Origin of the sequence: Rhodococcus shunpengi (genome assembly GCF_048381395.1) — a bacterium.
Taxonomy (GTDB): domain Bacteria; phylum Actinomycetota; class Actinomycetes; order Mycobacteriales; family Mycobacteriaceae; genus Rhodococcus.
The window spans coordinates 15,809-29,985 of the sequence record NZ_JBLWIU010000039.1 but is presented as its reverse complement, the minus strand read 5'-3'; the positions used below and the strand labels follow the sequence as shown (position 1 = coordinate 29,985).

Genomic DNA, 14,177 nt, shown 5'->3' with positions numbered 1-14,177 from the left:
GGACGGTCGCGTGAAGGATCAGGTGGGTCGGACGCCGTAACCCAGCCGCTTGGCGGCGAGTTCGGTGAGGATTTCGGTGGTGCCACCGCCGATGCCGAGGATGCGCATGTCGCGGTACTGCCGTTCGACCTCGGATTCGGCCATGTACCCGAGGCCGCCGAACAACTGGACCGCTTGGTTGGCGACCCACTCGCCGGCCTCGACCGCGGTGTTCTTCGCGAAACACACCTCGGCGATCAGGTCGGTCTCCCCCGCCACGGCGCGTTCGGTGACGTGCCTGGTGTAGACGCGCGCGACGTCGATGCGACGCGCCATCTCGGACAGCGTGCGCTGCACGGCCTGGCGGGTGATCAGTGGCCGGCCGAAGGTCTCGCGGTCGCGGCACCACGCGACCGTCAGGTCCAGGCACCGCTGCGCACCCGAATAGGCCTGGGCGGCGAGGGCGATCCGCTCGGAGACGAAACCCTGTGCGATCTGCCAGAATCCGGTGTTCTCCGTGCCGACGAGGTTGGTGACCGGTACGCGGACGTCGGCGAAGGACAACTCGGCGGTGTCCGACGCGCGCCAGCCCATCTTGTCGAGCTTGCGGGAGACGGTGAAACCCGGTGTGCCCTTCTCGATCACGAGCAGCGAGACTCCCCCGGCGCCGGGACCTCCGGTGCGGACCGCGGTGACCACGAAGTCGGCGCGGCATCCCGAGGTGATGTAGGTCTTCGCGCCGTTGACGACGTAGTGGTCGCCGTCGCGCACCGCAGTGGTGGTCAGATGGCCGACGTCCGATCCGCCGCCCGGTTCGGTGATCGCGAGGGACCCGACGAGTTCGCCTGCGAGAGTGGGCCGTACCCACCGGTCGATCTGATCGGGATCACCGGCCGCGATGAGGTGCGGCAGCGCGATGCCGCACGTGAACAGCGACGCGAACGCACCGCCCGAGGCACCCGCCTCGTGGAACGCCTCGCACACGGTGAGCGTGTCGGCACCGTCACCGCCGGAACCACCGACCTCCTCGGGGAATCCCGCGCCGAGCAGGCCGATCTTCGCGGCCTCGACGTGCAGTTCGCGGGGCAGTTCGCCGGCGCGCTCCCAGTCGTCGAGGCGGGGCAGGATCTCGCGCTTCACGAAACCGGTGACGGTCTCGCGCAGAGCGAGACGCTCGGGGGTGGTCCACATGCTCACGATGTCTCCGATGGTGTTCGGGCCGAAGAATTCTCGGCCGGAGGTGTCTCGACTGCGGGGCGGGTGGTCTCAGGAGGCGGGCTCGCCGGGCTCGCGCCCGGCGCCGGGGGCACCGGCGAAGGCCTGCGCGAGGCCGAGCCATTCCTCCGCGTCCGGGCCGTCGGTGACGAGGGCGGTGTCGTCGCGGTGGATGCGCTGGGTGACGAGCAGGCAGAAGTCGAGGGCCGGGCCGGTGACCGACTGCGCCGCGTCCTCCGGACCCCATTCCCAGCTGTCCCCGCCGGGGGCGGTGAGCACCACACGGAACGGCTCGGCCGGAGGCTTCCGGTCGCGGATGACGTACGCGAAGTCGCGCGTCCGCACACCCAGGTGCGCGACGTTCTTCAGGCGCGCGGTGGGCGTGCGGGTGACGCCGAGGGCGTCTGCGACGTCTCCCCCGTGCGCCCAGGTCTCCATGAGCCGGGCGGTTGCCATCGACGCCGGGGACATCGGCGGCCCGAACCACAGGATCTTCGTACCGCGCGGGAGCTCGGCGAGCGCGTCGGCGAGTTCGCGTCGGGTGTCGCGCCAGTCGGCGAGCAACTCCGCGGGCGGTCGCCCCGCCTGTTCCTCGGCACCGACGTCGACGAATCCCAGCGGGTCGCCGAATGCCGCTTCGACCATCTTCACGAAGGCATCCGAGTCGCGCACGGCGGTGAGCGCCGCCCGGTCGGTCCACAGCAGGTGACCGATCTGGTGAGCGATGGTCCAGCCCTCCGCCGGGGTAGGCAGTGCCCAACTCTCGTCGGGCAGGGTCGCGACGAGAGCGTCGAGATCGTCGCCCTCCGCGCGGAGATCGTCGAGCACGGCGTGCAGATCGGACATGCGGCAAGCGTCACACGTCACAGCCCCAAAATCAAGCACTCGTGATTGTTTTTTGCGGCAGGCGTCGTCCGGACCTGTCGGACAGACTGACGGGATGGCCGACGATTCCCGCACGCACACCGTCGGGCCTGTCGTCGCGGTCCTCACCGCGGTGCTGTCGATGCAGTTCGGGGCGGCCTTCGCCGCGACCCTGTTCGACCGGGCGGGCGCCCTCGGCACGGTGACCCTGCGCCTGCTGTTCGCGGCCGTGATCCTCTGCGCGTTCACCCGGCCCCGGCCGCGGACGTGGACACCGGCACAATGGCGGGCGGTGGTGACACTGGGCGCGAGTCTCGCGCTGATGAACACGGCGTTCTACGGGGCGTTGACGCGACTGCCGCTCGCCGCGACCGTCACCATCGAGTTCCTCGGCCCTCTCGGGCTGGCCGCGATCCTGTCCCGACGTGTGCGCGACGCTCTGTGGGTGGTGCTCGCGCTGGGCGGGGTGGTCCTGCTCGGCGTCGGCGACGGTGCCGGGTTGTCCACCGGTCTCGATCCGCTCGGAGTCACCTTCGCGCTGGTCGCCGCATCGGGGTGGGCCTGGTACATCGTCGCCGGCTCACGTATGGCGACGACCATGCCCGGGTCTGCAGGGCTGGCCGGGGCCACGACGATCGCGGCCGTCGTCGTCCTGCCGTTCGGCGCGGCGACGGCCGGCACCGAACTCCTCCGGCCCGACCTCGTGCTCGCAGGACTCGCCGTGGCGCTGCTGTCGTCGGCGATCCCGTACACCCTCGAGATCCGTGCCCTGCGCGACCTGCCGAAGAAGGTGTTCGCGATCCTCATCGCGCTCGAGCCCGCCGCCGCAGCGCTCGCCGGAGCTCTGGTGCTGGGGCAGGTCGTCGAACCTCTCGCCCTCGCGGGTATCGCACTCGTGGTGGTCGCCGGGGCCGGTGCGTTGCAGCACTCGCGCGCGTGACCCGGCGCCGGACGTAGGACCGGTCAGCGGGTACGGGTGATCAGTCGGACCAACTCCCCCGCCGGACCGGACAACGCCCGCGGCGGCCTCCAGACCGCGCGGAGCACACGCTGTAGGTCGAGTCCGTCCACCGCGACCGCGACGAGCCGACCGGACTCCAGGTACTCCTCCACCGCGAGGGTGCTCAGCACCGCCGGGCCCGTGCCCCCGAGCACGCTCGTGCGGACCGCGGCTCCGCTCCCGAGTTCGAGCAGCGGTGCGGCCCGGTCGTACTCCTGCAACGCGAGGTCGAGGGTGCGGCGGGTACCGGACCCCTCCTCACGGACGACCAGTGGTGTCGCCGCGAGTTCGGCCACGGTGAGCGGGCGCCGCCGCCGCGCCCAGGGATGCTGCGGCGGGACGACCACGACCAAGCGGTCGCGTGCCACCGCGACACTGTGCAGTCCCTCCGGAACCGTCGGCCCCTCGACGAACCCGACGTCGCATCCGCCCTCGGCGACGACATCACACACCCGCATCGAGTTGTGGACCTGCAACTGGATCTGGACGTCGTCGCGGAGCGTGCGGAAGGCGCCGAGCCACCGCGGGATGAGGTGTTCGGCGACCGTCATCGACGCCGCGACCACCAGTTCGGGTTGCTGCTCGACACGCAGTGCTGCAGCGGCGTCGAGGAGGCGTTCCGCATCGGCCAGGACCTCCCGCGCCCAGTGCGCGACCACCGTGCCCTCCGGGGTGAGCACCGAACCCGTCCGGCCCCGCCGCACGAGGACCGCGCCGAGTTGCCGTTCGAGCCGGCGCAGCATGCGGGTCGCGTTGGGTTGGGCGAGACCGGCCGCGCGGGCCGCGGCGCCGAGCCCGCCCCGGTCGTCGACCCCGACGAGCAGTTCCAGAGCAACGAGATCCGGCCAGCTGGTCATGCACGAACGATATGCCGCACTCACTACTCATATCCATTCGATATGACCTCATGTCCGATCGGCGGCTGGTGCGGACACCGCTGCGACGGAAGAGTCGAGGCATGCTCACCGTCCACGCGCCCGCATCCCGGCCCACCGTCGTCCCGGGGCTCCTGGTGGCCGCGGCGGGTGCGGTCGTCGCGCTGGGAGCGGCGCACCTGATCCCCGGGGCGAGTCCGCTGCTCGTCGCGATCGTCCTGGGTGTGGTCGTGGCGAACGTCGGTCTGCCCGCACCGGTGGTCGAGGTTCTGGAGCCGGGCCTGGGTACGGCGGCGAAGCGTCTCCTCCGAGTGGGCGTCGCCCTGCTCGGCGTGCAACTCGCGGTCTCCGATCTCGTCGACCTCGGGTGGGGCACAGCGGTCGTCGCGGCGGCCGTCGTCGTCGCGGGCATCTGCGGGTCGCTCGCCTTCGGCCGGTGGCTCGGGGTGGGCTGGACCCAGCGCCTGCTCATCGCGTGCGGTTTCTCGATCTGCGGAGCCGCGGCCGCGGCGGCGGTCGACGGTGTGATCGATTCGCGCAAACGCGAACTCGTCACCACCGTCGCATTGGTGGTCGTCTTCGGCACCGCGATGATCCCGCTCGTTCCGCTCGCCGCGGGCATGCTCGGGCTGACTCCCGGGACCGCCGGTCTGTGGGCGGGTGCGGCGATCCACGAGGTCGCCCAGGTGGTCGCGACCGGCACCGCCCTCGAAGCCACCGCCGGTGGGGTGCTCGCCGCGGCGGTGACGGTCAAGCTCGCGCGGGTGGCACTGCTGGCCCCGGTCGTGGCGATCGTCGGGGTGATCGCCCGACGGCGCGGTGACGGTCGCCGAGACGAGCGCACTCCCCCGATCGTGCCGGTCTTCCTGCTCGGCTTCCTCGCGTGCGTCGCACTGCGCTCGACCGGACTGCTCGATCCGATCGTGGTGGAGACTACGGGGACGGTGCAGCGCGCGTTGCTGACCGTCGCCATGTTCGCCCTGGGCGCCGGGGTGCGCCGGGAAGTCCTCCGCGGCGTCGGATGGCGCCCGATCGCACTCGCGGCAGCGGCGACCGTCTGGGTCGCCGCGATAGCGCTGATCGGCGTGTCGTCACTCGGCGGGCAGTGAGTATCGGCGGGCAGTGAGGATCAGCGGGCGGTGACGATCAGCGGGCAGTGACGATCAGTACGGCCGACGAGATCGCGAGCACCACGACCGTGGCGGAGACCGAGACGTTGCGCCACCAGAAATAGGGCGCGCGACCCGCGACCAGACCGCGCACCCGCGCGCGGTGACCGATCCGGGAGGCGAGCAGCACCGCGAGCACGGGCACGAGGCAGATCAGGCCGATCGTCGCGACCACGGCACCCGGGCCGGGCACGAACCGCATGAATCCGAGCACCACCGCACCGAGCACCGAGGCGGTGCGCAGCCACGCCAGACTCGTCCGTTCGGGCTGCAGACCTGCGTCGCCGTGCCGCAGATCGTCCCCGCTCACGATGCCGCTCGTCTCACCGGGCGATCGCGACGGCGAGCACGACCCCCGAGACCCCCAGGGCCAGGGCGAGGAAGTAGGCCACCCACGGCACCGGGAGTGCGCGTCCGGTGCGCATCGCGTGCTCGACGCGGTGCCAGCGGATCAGCGCGAACACCGTGAGCACGGCGGCGAAGCCGAGCAACGCGCACGCCAGCACCGTGCGGAGCCCCTCCGACACGATGCCGCCCGCGAAGGTCTCCAGCGCGACCGCCGCGGCGATGACGCCGAGCGCGGTCCGCACCCACGCGAGGAAGGTGCGCTCGTTGGCCAGCGTGAAACGAGGGTCCGGGTCCGTACCGTCACGCAGCGCCTTCGGGCGCCAGCCTCCGCTGGTCTCCACGGAGCGGACTCTATCCCGGACCGATCAGCCCACGACGAGATCGGACCCGCGCGCCGCCACGGGACGGGTCTTCAGCGGCCGCTTCGCCGGTCCTTCGACCGGGGCGCCGTCGAGGTCGTACCGGCTGCCGTGGCACGGGCAGATGATGCGCTCACCCTCGACACCGCTGAGATTGCAGCCCTGATGGGTGCAGATCGCGATGAACGCGCGGAAGTCGCCCTCTGCGGGCTGGGTGACGACGAGCCTCTTCGATTCGAGCATGACGCCCCCGCCGACCGGCACGTCCGCAACGGCGGCGACGACCTCCGCGTCGGGTCCGGGAGTCGCCGTCGTGGTCGGTGCGGGCACCGCCGATCGCGCCTCGCCGGTGTCGCCGGACGATCCGCAGGCCGTGAGGGCCGCGCCGGCCGCCACCACACCGGCGCCGCCGATGAGAGTGCGGCGTGTGAGCGCCGTGCGGTCGAGATTGTCGCTGCTCATACACATGTCCGTTCGGGTCGGGATTCGGTTCTCCCGAGCCTATCGACGAACGTCCGGGCGGGCCGCGACCTGCGTCACCCCCGGCTCGGTCAGCGACGCAACGAGGCGAGCAACGGAAGACGGCGTCGGCGACGACCGAGTTCGACGAGGGTCTCGCGATCGGTGATCTTGACGCGGGGCCGGCCCTGGGCTCGTCCGGCCTGCCGCTCGGCGGCGTCGATGGTCTTCCAGCCGTGCAGGTCCACCCGATCGGGCCTGCGCTGTGCAAGCAACCGGTTCAGCGCCCGACGGTCGCCGCGGGGAGCGGCGAGTGCACCGGAGTCGAAGTCGGCCAGCAGCGCCACGACGGTCTCCTTCGCGCATCCCTTGTTGGTGCCGATGACGCCGCTCGGCCCGCGCTTGGCCCACCCGGTGACGTAGACGCCGGCGTCCACACGACCGCCGGTGTTGGGAACGACCCCGCGGACGTCGTCGAAGGGCACACCCGGCAGCGGAACGCCGCGATAGCCGATCGACCGGAGTACGAGCGTGGCGGGCGAGTCCTCGAACCGGCCGGTGGGGCGGGCGGTGAGGCGGCCACCGTCGTCGACGAGTTCGGTGCGTTCGATCCGCACGCCGGTCACGTGGTCGTCGCCGAGCAGTTCGCTCGGCGCGGCGAGGTACCGGAAGACGATGCGGCGGTGCCCGGTACGGACGGGCCGTCCGGCGTACTCACGGGCGAGACGGACACGCAGCGCGGTCGCCGCGTCCTCCTCCACGGCCCGGGCGCTCACCGGATCGAGTTCGAGGTCGGCGTCGTCGACGACGACGTCGACCCCGGTGAGGTCGCCGAGTGCGAGGAACTCCGGATTGCTGTACGCGGCCTGCGCCGGGCCGCGCCGGCCGAGCAGGACGACCTCGCGGATGTTGCTCTCCCGCAGCGCCTTCAAAGCGTGGTCGGCGATGTCGGTGCGCGCCAGTTCGTCGACGTCCATGGTGAGGATCCGCGCGACGTCGAGGGCGACGTTGCCGTTGCCGACGATGACGGCACGTTCGCCGGACAGGTCGAAGGTGCGGTCGGCGTAATCGGGGTGGCCGTTGTACCAGGCGACGAACTCGGTGGCGGCGTGGCTGCCGGGCAGGTCCTCGCCCGCGATCCCGAGTCGGCGGTCGGACGACGCACCGGTCGCGTAGATCACGGCGTGGTGATGCTCGAGCAGTTCGGCGTGAGTGATGTCGCGTCCGATCTCGGTGGCGAGGTGCAGGGCGAACTCCTCGCGCCGGAACGACCATTCGAACGATTCCGTGACCGCCTTGGTCCCCGGATGATCGGGGGCGACACCGGCGCGCACGAGGCCGAAGGGAGTCGGGAGCCGGTCGAACATCTCGACCTCGACGTCGGACCGTTCGAGCAGTTCCTGGGCGGCGTAGCAGGCCGCGGGGCCGGCGCCGACGATCGCGACCCGCAGCGTTCCGCGATCGCGCGGAGGCGCCGGGACGGGCACGAGGGGCTGCCACCCCTCCGGCGCCGGGTGGTCCTCGTACCAGGCCGCGTTGATCTCGGCGAACCGCTTCTGGGAGGGATCGAGCTTGTCGTCGGGCAGGATCGCCTCGACCGGGCATGCGTCGGCGCAGGCGCCGCAGTCGATGCAGGTCTTCGGATCGATGTGCAGCATCTCGGCGGTGGCGAACTCGGGCTCGTCCGGCGAGGGGTGGATGCAGTTCACGGGGCAGACCGCGACGCAGCTCGCGTCGTTGCAGCAGGTCTGGGTGATCACATAGGCCATGGGAAGGGTCCTCGGCAGCCGGGCGGAGCGTCCGCGATTTTCATGTAACGATCCGTAACAGTTAATTCGACTGTAGCGGCTGTCACCGTAGGTTCGCAAGAGAACCTGCGACCACCCACCGAAGCTGCGAGAATCGCACGATCGGACATCCGAACCGGGGGGACACATGGCCACGTCGACGCCGAGCACCGACCTGCCTCGGACACGACCGCTGACGGAACTGCCCGAGGAGGCGGACCCCTTCTCCACCGAGCGCACCGTCCGCACCGGCGACGTCGACACCGGCAAGCGACTGCGACTCGACGGCATCGCCCGCTATCTCCAGGACATCGGCACCGACAACCTCGCCGCCGTCGGCGCGTCCGAGACCGACCCGCTCTGGATCGTCCGGCGCACGATCGTCGACGTGCACCGCCCCGCCGAGTACGGCCGCACGCTCCGGCTGCGACGCTGGTGCGACGCCCTGTCGACACGGTGGGCGAACGTGCGGGTCCGCCTCGACGATCCCGACGACGACCCGAACGGCCCGCTCATCGAGACCGCGGCGTTCTGGATCGACATCGGCCCCGCCACCGGAGCCCCCACCCGGATCAGCGACGGCCTGTTCGAGCACATGGCCCGCTATGCGCACGACACGCGCCTGAAGTGGACGGCGTGGCTGCCCGGTCGCGCACCCGACGCGGTCGACGACGAACGGGTCTTCCCTCTGCGCGCCACCGATCTCGACCCGTTCGGGCACGTCAACAATGCCGTCTACTGGCACGGCCTCGAGGAGCTCCTGCCCCTCCGGCCGGACGTCCCGGACGCGCCGTACCGGGCGGTGATCGAACACCTGCGCCCCGTCGCCGCCGGTGAGACCCTCACACTGCGGACGACCCTGCGAGAGGACGGACTGACGGTCTGGTTCACGGTCAAGGATCACACTCGCGCGGTCGCGTGGATCGGCCGGGAACCGGACGCTCTACGGTGGACCCCATGACCCGTACCCTGATCTTGCTGCGCCACGGCAAGTCCGCGTACCCGGACGACGTGGACGATCACGAGCGTCCCCTCTCTCCCCGCGGACGCCGCGAGGCCGGACTCGCCGGTCGCTGGATCCGGGCGAACCTGCCCGAGGTGGACGCCGTTCTGTGCTCCACCACGACCCGGACGCGCAAGACACTCGCCGAGGCGGCGGTCGAGGCTCCCGTCGAGTACCGCGACAGCCTGTACCACGCCGATCCGGAATCCCTGGTCGCCGAGATCCGGGGAACGGCCGACGACGTGCAGACCCTGCTCGTCGTCGGGCACGAGCCGACCCTCTCCGCGACCGTCCTCGGGCTCATCACGGATCACAGCACCGATGCTGCCCATCAGGTGGCCGAGAAGTTCCCCACCTCCGCGATCGCGGTCCTCACGGTGAGCGGATCCTGGTCCGAACTGTCGCGAGGCACGGCCGAACTCGTGGACTTCCACATCCCACGCTGACCCACCCCGAGCGCAACCGCCGCGGCACCTCTCAGTATGACATTCTCCTGCATGAGAATGACCTTTCCAAATCATCAGGAGATGCCGTGACCGATGTCGAACGACTCGCCGCGACCGTCGAACAGCTGACCGAACGTGTCCGCCTGCTCGAGGACCGGATCGAGATCATGCAGCTCGTCGCCCAGTACGGACCCGCCGTCGACAGCGGTTCCGGCGACGCCGCTGCCGCGCTGTGGACCGAGGACGGACTCTTCGACGCCGTCCCCCAACGACGGATGGAGGGTCGCGCCGAGATCGCCGCCATGGTGCACGGACCCGGCCACGGCAGCCTGATCGAGAACGGATGCGGGCACGTTCTGACGGTTCCGCACATCGAGATCGACGGCGACGAGGCGACCGGCAGAAGCTACGCGCTCAACATCCGGTGGGACGCCGAGAACGACCTCTTCCGGGTCGCGCGAGTCTCCGCCAACACCTGGCGCTGGGTCCGCACCCCCGAGGGATGGCGGACCGCCGAACGCATCAATGCCAACCTCGACGGCACCCCCGCCCACCGGGAGATGCTCGCACCGAAGCAATGACGGCCCCCCACACATGACGAAGGCCCCGCCCCCGAAGAGAAGAGGGCGGGACCTTCGTCGTCTACTACGGCAGCGAACTACCGGTAGTCGTTGGAGTAACCGTAGTCATCCAGCGGCACTGCAGCGCCGGTGTTCTGGCCGAAGCCGTCCGGCGAGTAGTACTGGTCGTCGTACGCCGGGATGGCGTACGCGGCCGCGCGGGCCTCCTCGGTCGGCTGGACCTCGATGTTCCGGTACTTGTTGATACCGGTACCGGCGGGGATCAGCTTGCCGATGATCACGTTCTCCTTGAGACCGATCAGCTTGTCCGAGCGGCAGTTGATCGCCGCGTCGGTGAGCACGCGAGTGGTCTCCTGGAAGGACGCCGCCGACAGCCACGAGTCGGTGGCCAGCGACGCCTTCGTGATGCCCATGAGGACCGGACGGCCGGCAGCCGGCTCGCCACCCTCCTGGACCACACGACGGTTCGCAGCCTCGAACTCGCTGCGCTCGACGAGCGAACCGGGCAGGAACTCCGTCGAGCCCGAGTCGATGATCGTCACGCGACGCAGCATCTGGCGCACGATGACCTCGATGTGCTTGTCGTGGATCGACACGCCCTGGCTCCGGTAGACCTCCTGGACCTCGTGGACCAGGTGGACCTGAACCTGACGCGGGCCCATCACGCGCAGCACCTCGTGCGGATCGGCAGAGCCCTCGAGGAGCTGCTGACCGACCTCCACGTGGTCGCCGTCCGCGAGCACGCCCTCGGTGCCGTCGGCCTTGCGGATGACGTGCAGACGCTGACGCTTGGACAGCTTGTCGTACACGACCTCCTCGCCACCGTCGTCGGGGATGATCGTGATCTTGTAGAAACGATCGTCGTCCTCGAGACGGATGCGGCCGGAGACGTCGGCGATCGGGGCCTTGCCCTTGGGGACGCGGGCCTCGAACAGCTCCTGGACGCGGGGCAGACCACCGGTGATGTCCTCACCGACGCCACCCTGGTGGAAGGTACGCATCGTCAGCTGCGTACCGGGCTCACCGATCGACTGGGCGGCGACGATACCGACGGCCTCGCCGATGTCGACGAGCTTGCCCGTCGCCATCGAGCGGCCGTAGCAGGTCGCGCACACGCCGGTGCCGGTGTCGCAGGTCAGGACCGAGCGGACCTTGACCTTCTGGATACCGGCCTCGAGCAGCGCCTCGATCGCCGGGTCGCCCAGGTCGGAACCACGCTCGACGACGACGTTGCCGTTCGCGTCGACCGCGTCCGTCGCCAGCGTACGGGCGTAGGTGCTGGTCTCGATGTGAGCGTCGCGCACGAGCTCACCGGTCGGCTGACCGGTCGCGTCGCGTGCGAGCTCGGCGATGGTCATCTCGATGCCGCGCGGCGTGCCGCAGTCGACCTCGCGGACGATGACGTCCTGCGAGACGTCGACCAGACGACGGGTCAGGTAACCCGAGTCGGCGGTACGGAGAGCGGTGTCGGCCAGACCCTTACGCGCGCCGTGCGTGTTGATGAAGTACTCGGCGACGGTCAGGCCCTCACGGAAGGAGGACTTGATCGGGCGCGGGATGAACTCGCCCTTCGGGTTCGTCACCAGACCCTTCATGCCCGCGAGCGATCGGATCTGGGTCATGTTGCCCGCAGCACCGGACTTGACGATCGTGGGGATCGGGTTGTCGTCCGGGTAGTGCGCCTCCATGACCTGACCGACCTCTTCGGTCGCTTCCTGCCACAGCTTGACGAGCGAATCGCGACGCTCGTCCTCCGAGAGCTTTCCTCGGTCGTACTGCCGCTGGATGGCGTCGGCCTGCGTCTCGTACCGCTCGAGGATGTCCTTCTTCTCCGGCGGAACGAGCACGTCCGCCATCGAGATGGTGACACCCGAACGCGTGGCCCAGTAGAAGCCGGCGTCCTTGAGCTTGTCGACGGTCTGCGCGACGACGATCATCGGGTACCGCTCGGCCAGGTCGTTGATGATCGCGGCCTGGCGCTTCTTCGGCATGATGTCGTTGACGAACGCGTAGTTCGCCGGCAGCAGCTCGTTGAACAGCACGCGACCGAGAGTGGTCTGCGTGGTCCACGGCTGACCGAACTTCCAGCCCTCCGGGAACAGCTCGTTCTCGACGTCGCGCGGCGGACGCAGCTGGGTCAGGCGCACCTTGATCGGAGCCTGAACCGACAGCACGCCGCGGTCGACCGCCATCTGGGCCTCGGCCGGCGACGAGTAGACGCCCTGCTCGGGCTCGTCGGCGGTCGCGGCCTTGTAGGCGCCGGGGGCGTCCTCGACCAGACGGGTCAGGTGGAACAGACCCGTCACCATGTCCAGACGCGGCATGGCGAGCGGGCGGCCCGATGCCGGCGACAGGATGTTGTTCGACGACAGCATCAGGATGCGGGCCTCGGCCTGCGCCTCCGCGGACAGCGGGAGGTGCACGGCCATCTGGTCGCCGTCGAAGTCGGCGTTGAAGGCCTCACACACGAGGGGGTGCAGCTGGATGGCCTTGCCCTCGACGAGCTGCGGCTCGAACGCCTGGATACCGAGGCGGTGCAGCGTGGGAGCACGGTTCAGCAGAACCGGGTGCTCGTTGATGACCTCTTCGAGGACGTCCCACACCTGCGGGCGCTGACGCTCGACCATGCGCTTGGCGGACTTGATGTTCTGCGCGTGGTTGAGGTCGACGAGACGCTTCATCACGAACGGCTTGAACAGCTCGAGCGCCATGAGCTTCGGCAGACCGCACTGGTGCAGCTTGAGCTGCGGACCGACGACGATGACCGAACGGCCCGAGTAGTCGACGCGCTTACCGAGCAGGTTCTGACGGAAGCGACCCTGCTTGCCCTTGAGCAGATCGGACAGCGACTTGAGCGGACGGTTACCGGGACCGGTGACCGGCCGACCACGACGGCCGTTGTCGAACAGGGCGTCGACCGACTCCTGCAGCATCCGCTTCTCGTTGTTGACGATGATCTCGGGGGCACCGAGGTCGATCAGTCGCTTGAGGCGGTTGTTGCGGTTGATGACGCGGCGGTACAGGTCGTTGAGGTCGGAGGTCGCGAAGCGGCCACCGTCGAGCTGCACCATCGGACGCAGTTCCGGCGGGATCACCGGCACGGCGTCGAGCACCATGCCCATGGGCGAGTTGCCGGACTGCTGGAACGCCGCCACGACCTTCAGGCGCTTGAGAGCACGGAGCTTCTTCTGGCCCTTGCCGCTGCGGATGGTCTCGCGCAGCGACTCGGCCTCGGCGTCGATGTCGAAGTTCTCGATGAGCTTCTGGATCGCCTCGGCACCCATGGCACCGGTGAAGTACTCGCCGTAGCGGTCCTGGAGCTCGCGGTAGATCATCTCGTCGACGATCAGATCCTTCGGCTTCAGCTTCGTGAAGGTCGTCCAGATCTCGTCGAGACGGTCGAGCTCGCGCTGCGCACGGTCGCGGAGCTGACGCATCTCGCGCTCGCCGCCGTCCTTGACCTTGCGGCGGACGTCGGACTTGGCGCCCTCGGCCTCGAGTTCGGCGAGGTCGGCTTCGAGCTTCTGCGCACGGGCCTCGAGGTCGGCGTCGCGCTGGTCGGCGACCGACTTCTTCTCGACCTCCATCTCGGCTTCGAGAGTGGAGAGCTCGTTGTGGCGCAGCTCGTCGTCGACCGACGTGATGACGTACGCGGCGAAGTAGATGATCTTCTCGAGATCCTTCGGCGCGAGGTCGAGCAGGTAGCCGAGACGGCTCGGCACACCCTTGAAGTACCAGATGTGCGTCACCGGAGCGGCGAGCTCGATGTGGCCCATGCGCTCACGGCGGACCTTGGCGCGGGTCACCTCGACGCCGCAGCGCTCGCAGATGATGCCCTTGAAGCGGACACGCTTGTACTTGCCGCAGTAGCACTCCCAGTCCCGGGTGGGACCGAAGATCTTCTCGCAGAACAAGCCGTCCTTCTCGGGCTTGAGCGTGCGGTAGTTGATGGTCTCGGGCTTCTTGACCTCGCCGTACGACCAGTTACGGATGTCCTCGGCGGTGGCCAGGCCGATCCGGAGTTCATCGAAGAAGTTGACGTCGAGCACGTAACTTCCTTTCCCCTGTGCGGGTTGTATTGCTGCTAGTTGT

General features: G+C 69.5%; 13 protein-coding genes. 5 read left to right on the top strand and 8 right to left on the bottom strand.

Annotation, left to right across the window (positions count from 1 at the left end):
- Window positions 1-18: 18 nt before the first annotated feature.
- Together ACNJ7K_RS27270 and ACNJ7K_RS27265 are read right to left on the bottom strand one after the other, a co-directional pair.
- Entirely contained in the window at window positions 19-1,176 is a 1,158-nt protein-coding gene (locus ACNJ7K_RS27270; protein WP_268654272.1) for an acyl-CoA dehydrogenase family protein, read from the bottom strand.
- A gap of 69 nt (window positions 1,177-1,245) precedes the next feature.
- Entirely contained in the window at window positions 1,246-2,040 is a 795-nt protein-coding gene (locus ACNJ7K_RS27265; RefSeq protein ID WP_487042628.1) for a TIGR03084 family metal-binding protein, read from the bottom strand.
- A gap of 94 nt (window positions 2,041-2,134) precedes the next feature.
- Here ACNJ7K_RS27265 and ACNJ7K_RS27260 point away from each other — a divergent pair, with 94 nt between their 5' ends.
- The gene (locus ACNJ7K_RS27260) at window positions 2,135-2,998 is read left to right on the top strand and encodes an EamA family transporter (RefSeq protein WP_487042627.1); all 864 of its coding nucleotides are present in this window, start codon (window positions 2,135-2,137) and stop codon (window positions 2,996-2,998) included.
- Window positions 2,999-3,021: 23 nt separating this feature from the next.
- Here ACNJ7K_RS27260 and ACNJ7K_RS27255 read toward each other — a convergent pair whose 3' ends face one another.
- Window positions 3,022-3,915: a LysR family transcriptional regulator gene (locus ACNJ7K_RS27255; protein ID WP_268654277.1), complete on the bottom strand. Its 894-nt coding sequence runs from the start codon at window positions 3,913-3,915 to the stop codon at window positions 3,022-3,024.
- 101 nt (window positions 3,916-4,016) lie between these two features.
- Here ACNJ7K_RS27255 and ACNJ7K_RS27250 point away from each other — a divergent pair, with 101 nt between their 5' ends.
- Complete coding sequence (locus tag ACNJ7K_RS27250) at window positions 4,017-5,042, top strand: YeiH family protein (protein WP_268654278.1); 1,026 nt, start codon at window positions 4,017-4,019, stop codon at window positions 5,040-5,042.
- 37 nt (window positions 5,043-5,079) lie between these two features.
- Here the strand turns inward: ACNJ7K_RS27250 and ACNJ7K_RS27245 are convergent, their stop codons facing one another.
- The 4 genes from ACNJ7K_RS27245 to ACNJ7K_RS27230 form a co-directional block, all read right to left on the bottom strand.
- The gene (locus tag ACNJ7K_RS27245; protein ID WP_120280011.1) at window positions 5,080-5,412 is read right to left on the bottom strand and encodes a DUF202 domain-containing protein; all 333 of its coding nucleotides are present in this window, start codon (window positions 5,410-5,412) and stop codon (window positions 5,080-5,082) included.
- A 13-nt stretch (window positions 5,413-5,425) separates the two neighbouring features.
- Window positions 5,426-5,791, bottom strand: coding sequence for a YidH family protein (locus ACNJ7K_RS27240; protein ID WP_120280012.1), 366 nt, complete (start codon window positions 5,789-5,791; stop codon window positions 5,426-5,428).
- A 24-nt stretch (window positions 5,792-5,815) separates the two neighbouring features.
- Window positions 5,816-6,271 carry a Rieske (2Fe-2S) protein gene (locus ACNJ7K_RS27235; RefSeq protein WP_487042626.1) on the bottom strand — a complete coding sequence of 152 codons (456 nt, stop codon included), beginning with the start codon at window positions 6,269-6,271 and terminating at the stop codon, window positions 5,816-5,818.
- A gap of 89 nt (window positions 6,272-6,360) precedes the next feature.
- The gene (locus ACNJ7K_RS27230) at window positions 6,361-8,037 is read right to left on the bottom strand and encodes an FAD-dependent oxidoreductase (protein WP_487042625.1); all 1,677 of its coding nucleotides are present in this window, start codon (window positions 8,035-8,037) and stop codon (window positions 6,361-6,363) included.
- A 166-nt stretch (window positions 8,038-8,203) separates the two neighbouring features.
- Between ACNJ7K_RS27230 and ACNJ7K_RS27225 the strand changes: the two genes are divergently transcribed.
- The 3 genes from ACNJ7K_RS27225 (at window position 8,204) to ACNJ7K_RS27215 (ending at window position 10,085) form a co-directional block, all read left to right on the top strand.
- Window positions 8,204-9,016 carry an acyl-[acyl-carrier-protein] thioesterase gene (locus tag ACNJ7K_RS27225; protein ID WP_487042624.1) on the top strand — a complete coding sequence of 271 codons (813 nt, stop codon included), beginning with the start codon at window positions 8,204-8,206 and terminating at the stop codon, window positions 9,014-9,016.
- On the top strand, window positions 9,013-9,504 hold the full coding sequence (locus ACNJ7K_RS27220) for a SixA phosphatase family protein (protein WP_230791095.1): 492 nt from the start codon (window positions 9,013-9,015) through the stop codon (window positions 9,502-9,504). The genes ACNJ7K_RS27225 and ACNJ7K_RS27220 overlap by 4 nt, the downstream gene beginning before the upstream one ends.
- A gap of 86 nt (window positions 9,505-9,590) precedes the next feature.
- Complete coding sequence (locus ACNJ7K_RS27215) at window positions 9,591-10,085, top strand: nuclear transport factor 2 family protein (RefSeq protein WP_120280016.1); 495 nt, start codon at window positions 9,591-9,593, stop codon at window positions 10,083-10,085.
- Window positions 10,086-10,162: 77 nt separating this feature from the next.
- On the opposite strand, the gene ACNJ7K_RS27210 is transcribed toward ACNJ7K_RS27215, so the two are convergent.
- The gene (locus ACNJ7K_RS27210; RefSeq protein ID WP_120280017.1) at window positions 10,163-14,134 is read right to left on the bottom strand and encodes a DNA-directed RNA polymerase subunit beta'; all 3,972 of its coding nucleotides are present in this window, start codon (window positions 14,132-14,134) and stop codon (window positions 10,163-10,165) included.
- Between the last annotated feature and the right edge of the window lie 43 nt (window positions 14,135-14,177).

Excerpts from the sequence above, each read along its gene's own strand:
- ACNJ7K_RS27230 (WP_487042625.1), bottom strand. The coding sequence starts at position 8,037 with ATGGCCTATGTGATCACCCAGACCTGCTGCAACGACGCGAGCTGCGTC.
- ACNJ7K_RS27225 (WP_487042624.1), top strand. The coding sequence starts at position 8,204 with ATGGCCACGTCGACGCCGAGCACCGACCTGCCTCGGACACGACCGCTG.
- ACNJ7K_RS27220 (WP_230791095.1), top strand. The coding sequence starts at position 9,013 with ATGACCCGTACCCTGATCTTGCTGCGCCACGGCAAGTCCGCGTACCCG.
- ACNJ7K_RS27260 (WP_487042627.1), top strand. The coding sequence starts at position 2,135 with ATGGCCGACGATTCCCGCACGCACACCGTCGGGCCTGTCGTCGCGGTC.
- ACNJ7K_RS27250 (WP_268654278.1), top strand. The coding sequence starts at position 4,017 with ATGCTCACCGTCCACGCGCCCGCATCCCGGCCCACCGTCGTCCCGGGG.
- ACNJ7K_RS27255 (WP_268654277.1), bottom strand. The coding sequence starts at position 3,915 with ATGACCAGCTGGCCGGATCTCGTTGCTCTGGAACTGCTCGTCGGGGTC.
- ACNJ7K_RS27265 (WP_487042628.1), bottom strand. The coding sequence starts at position 2,040 with ATGTCCGATCTGCACGCCGTGCTCGACGATCTCCGCGCGGAGGGCGAC.
- ACNJ7K_RS27235 (WP_487042626.1), bottom strand. The coding sequence starts at position 6,271 with ATGAGCAGCGACAATCTCGACCGCACGGCGCTCACACGCCGCACTCTC.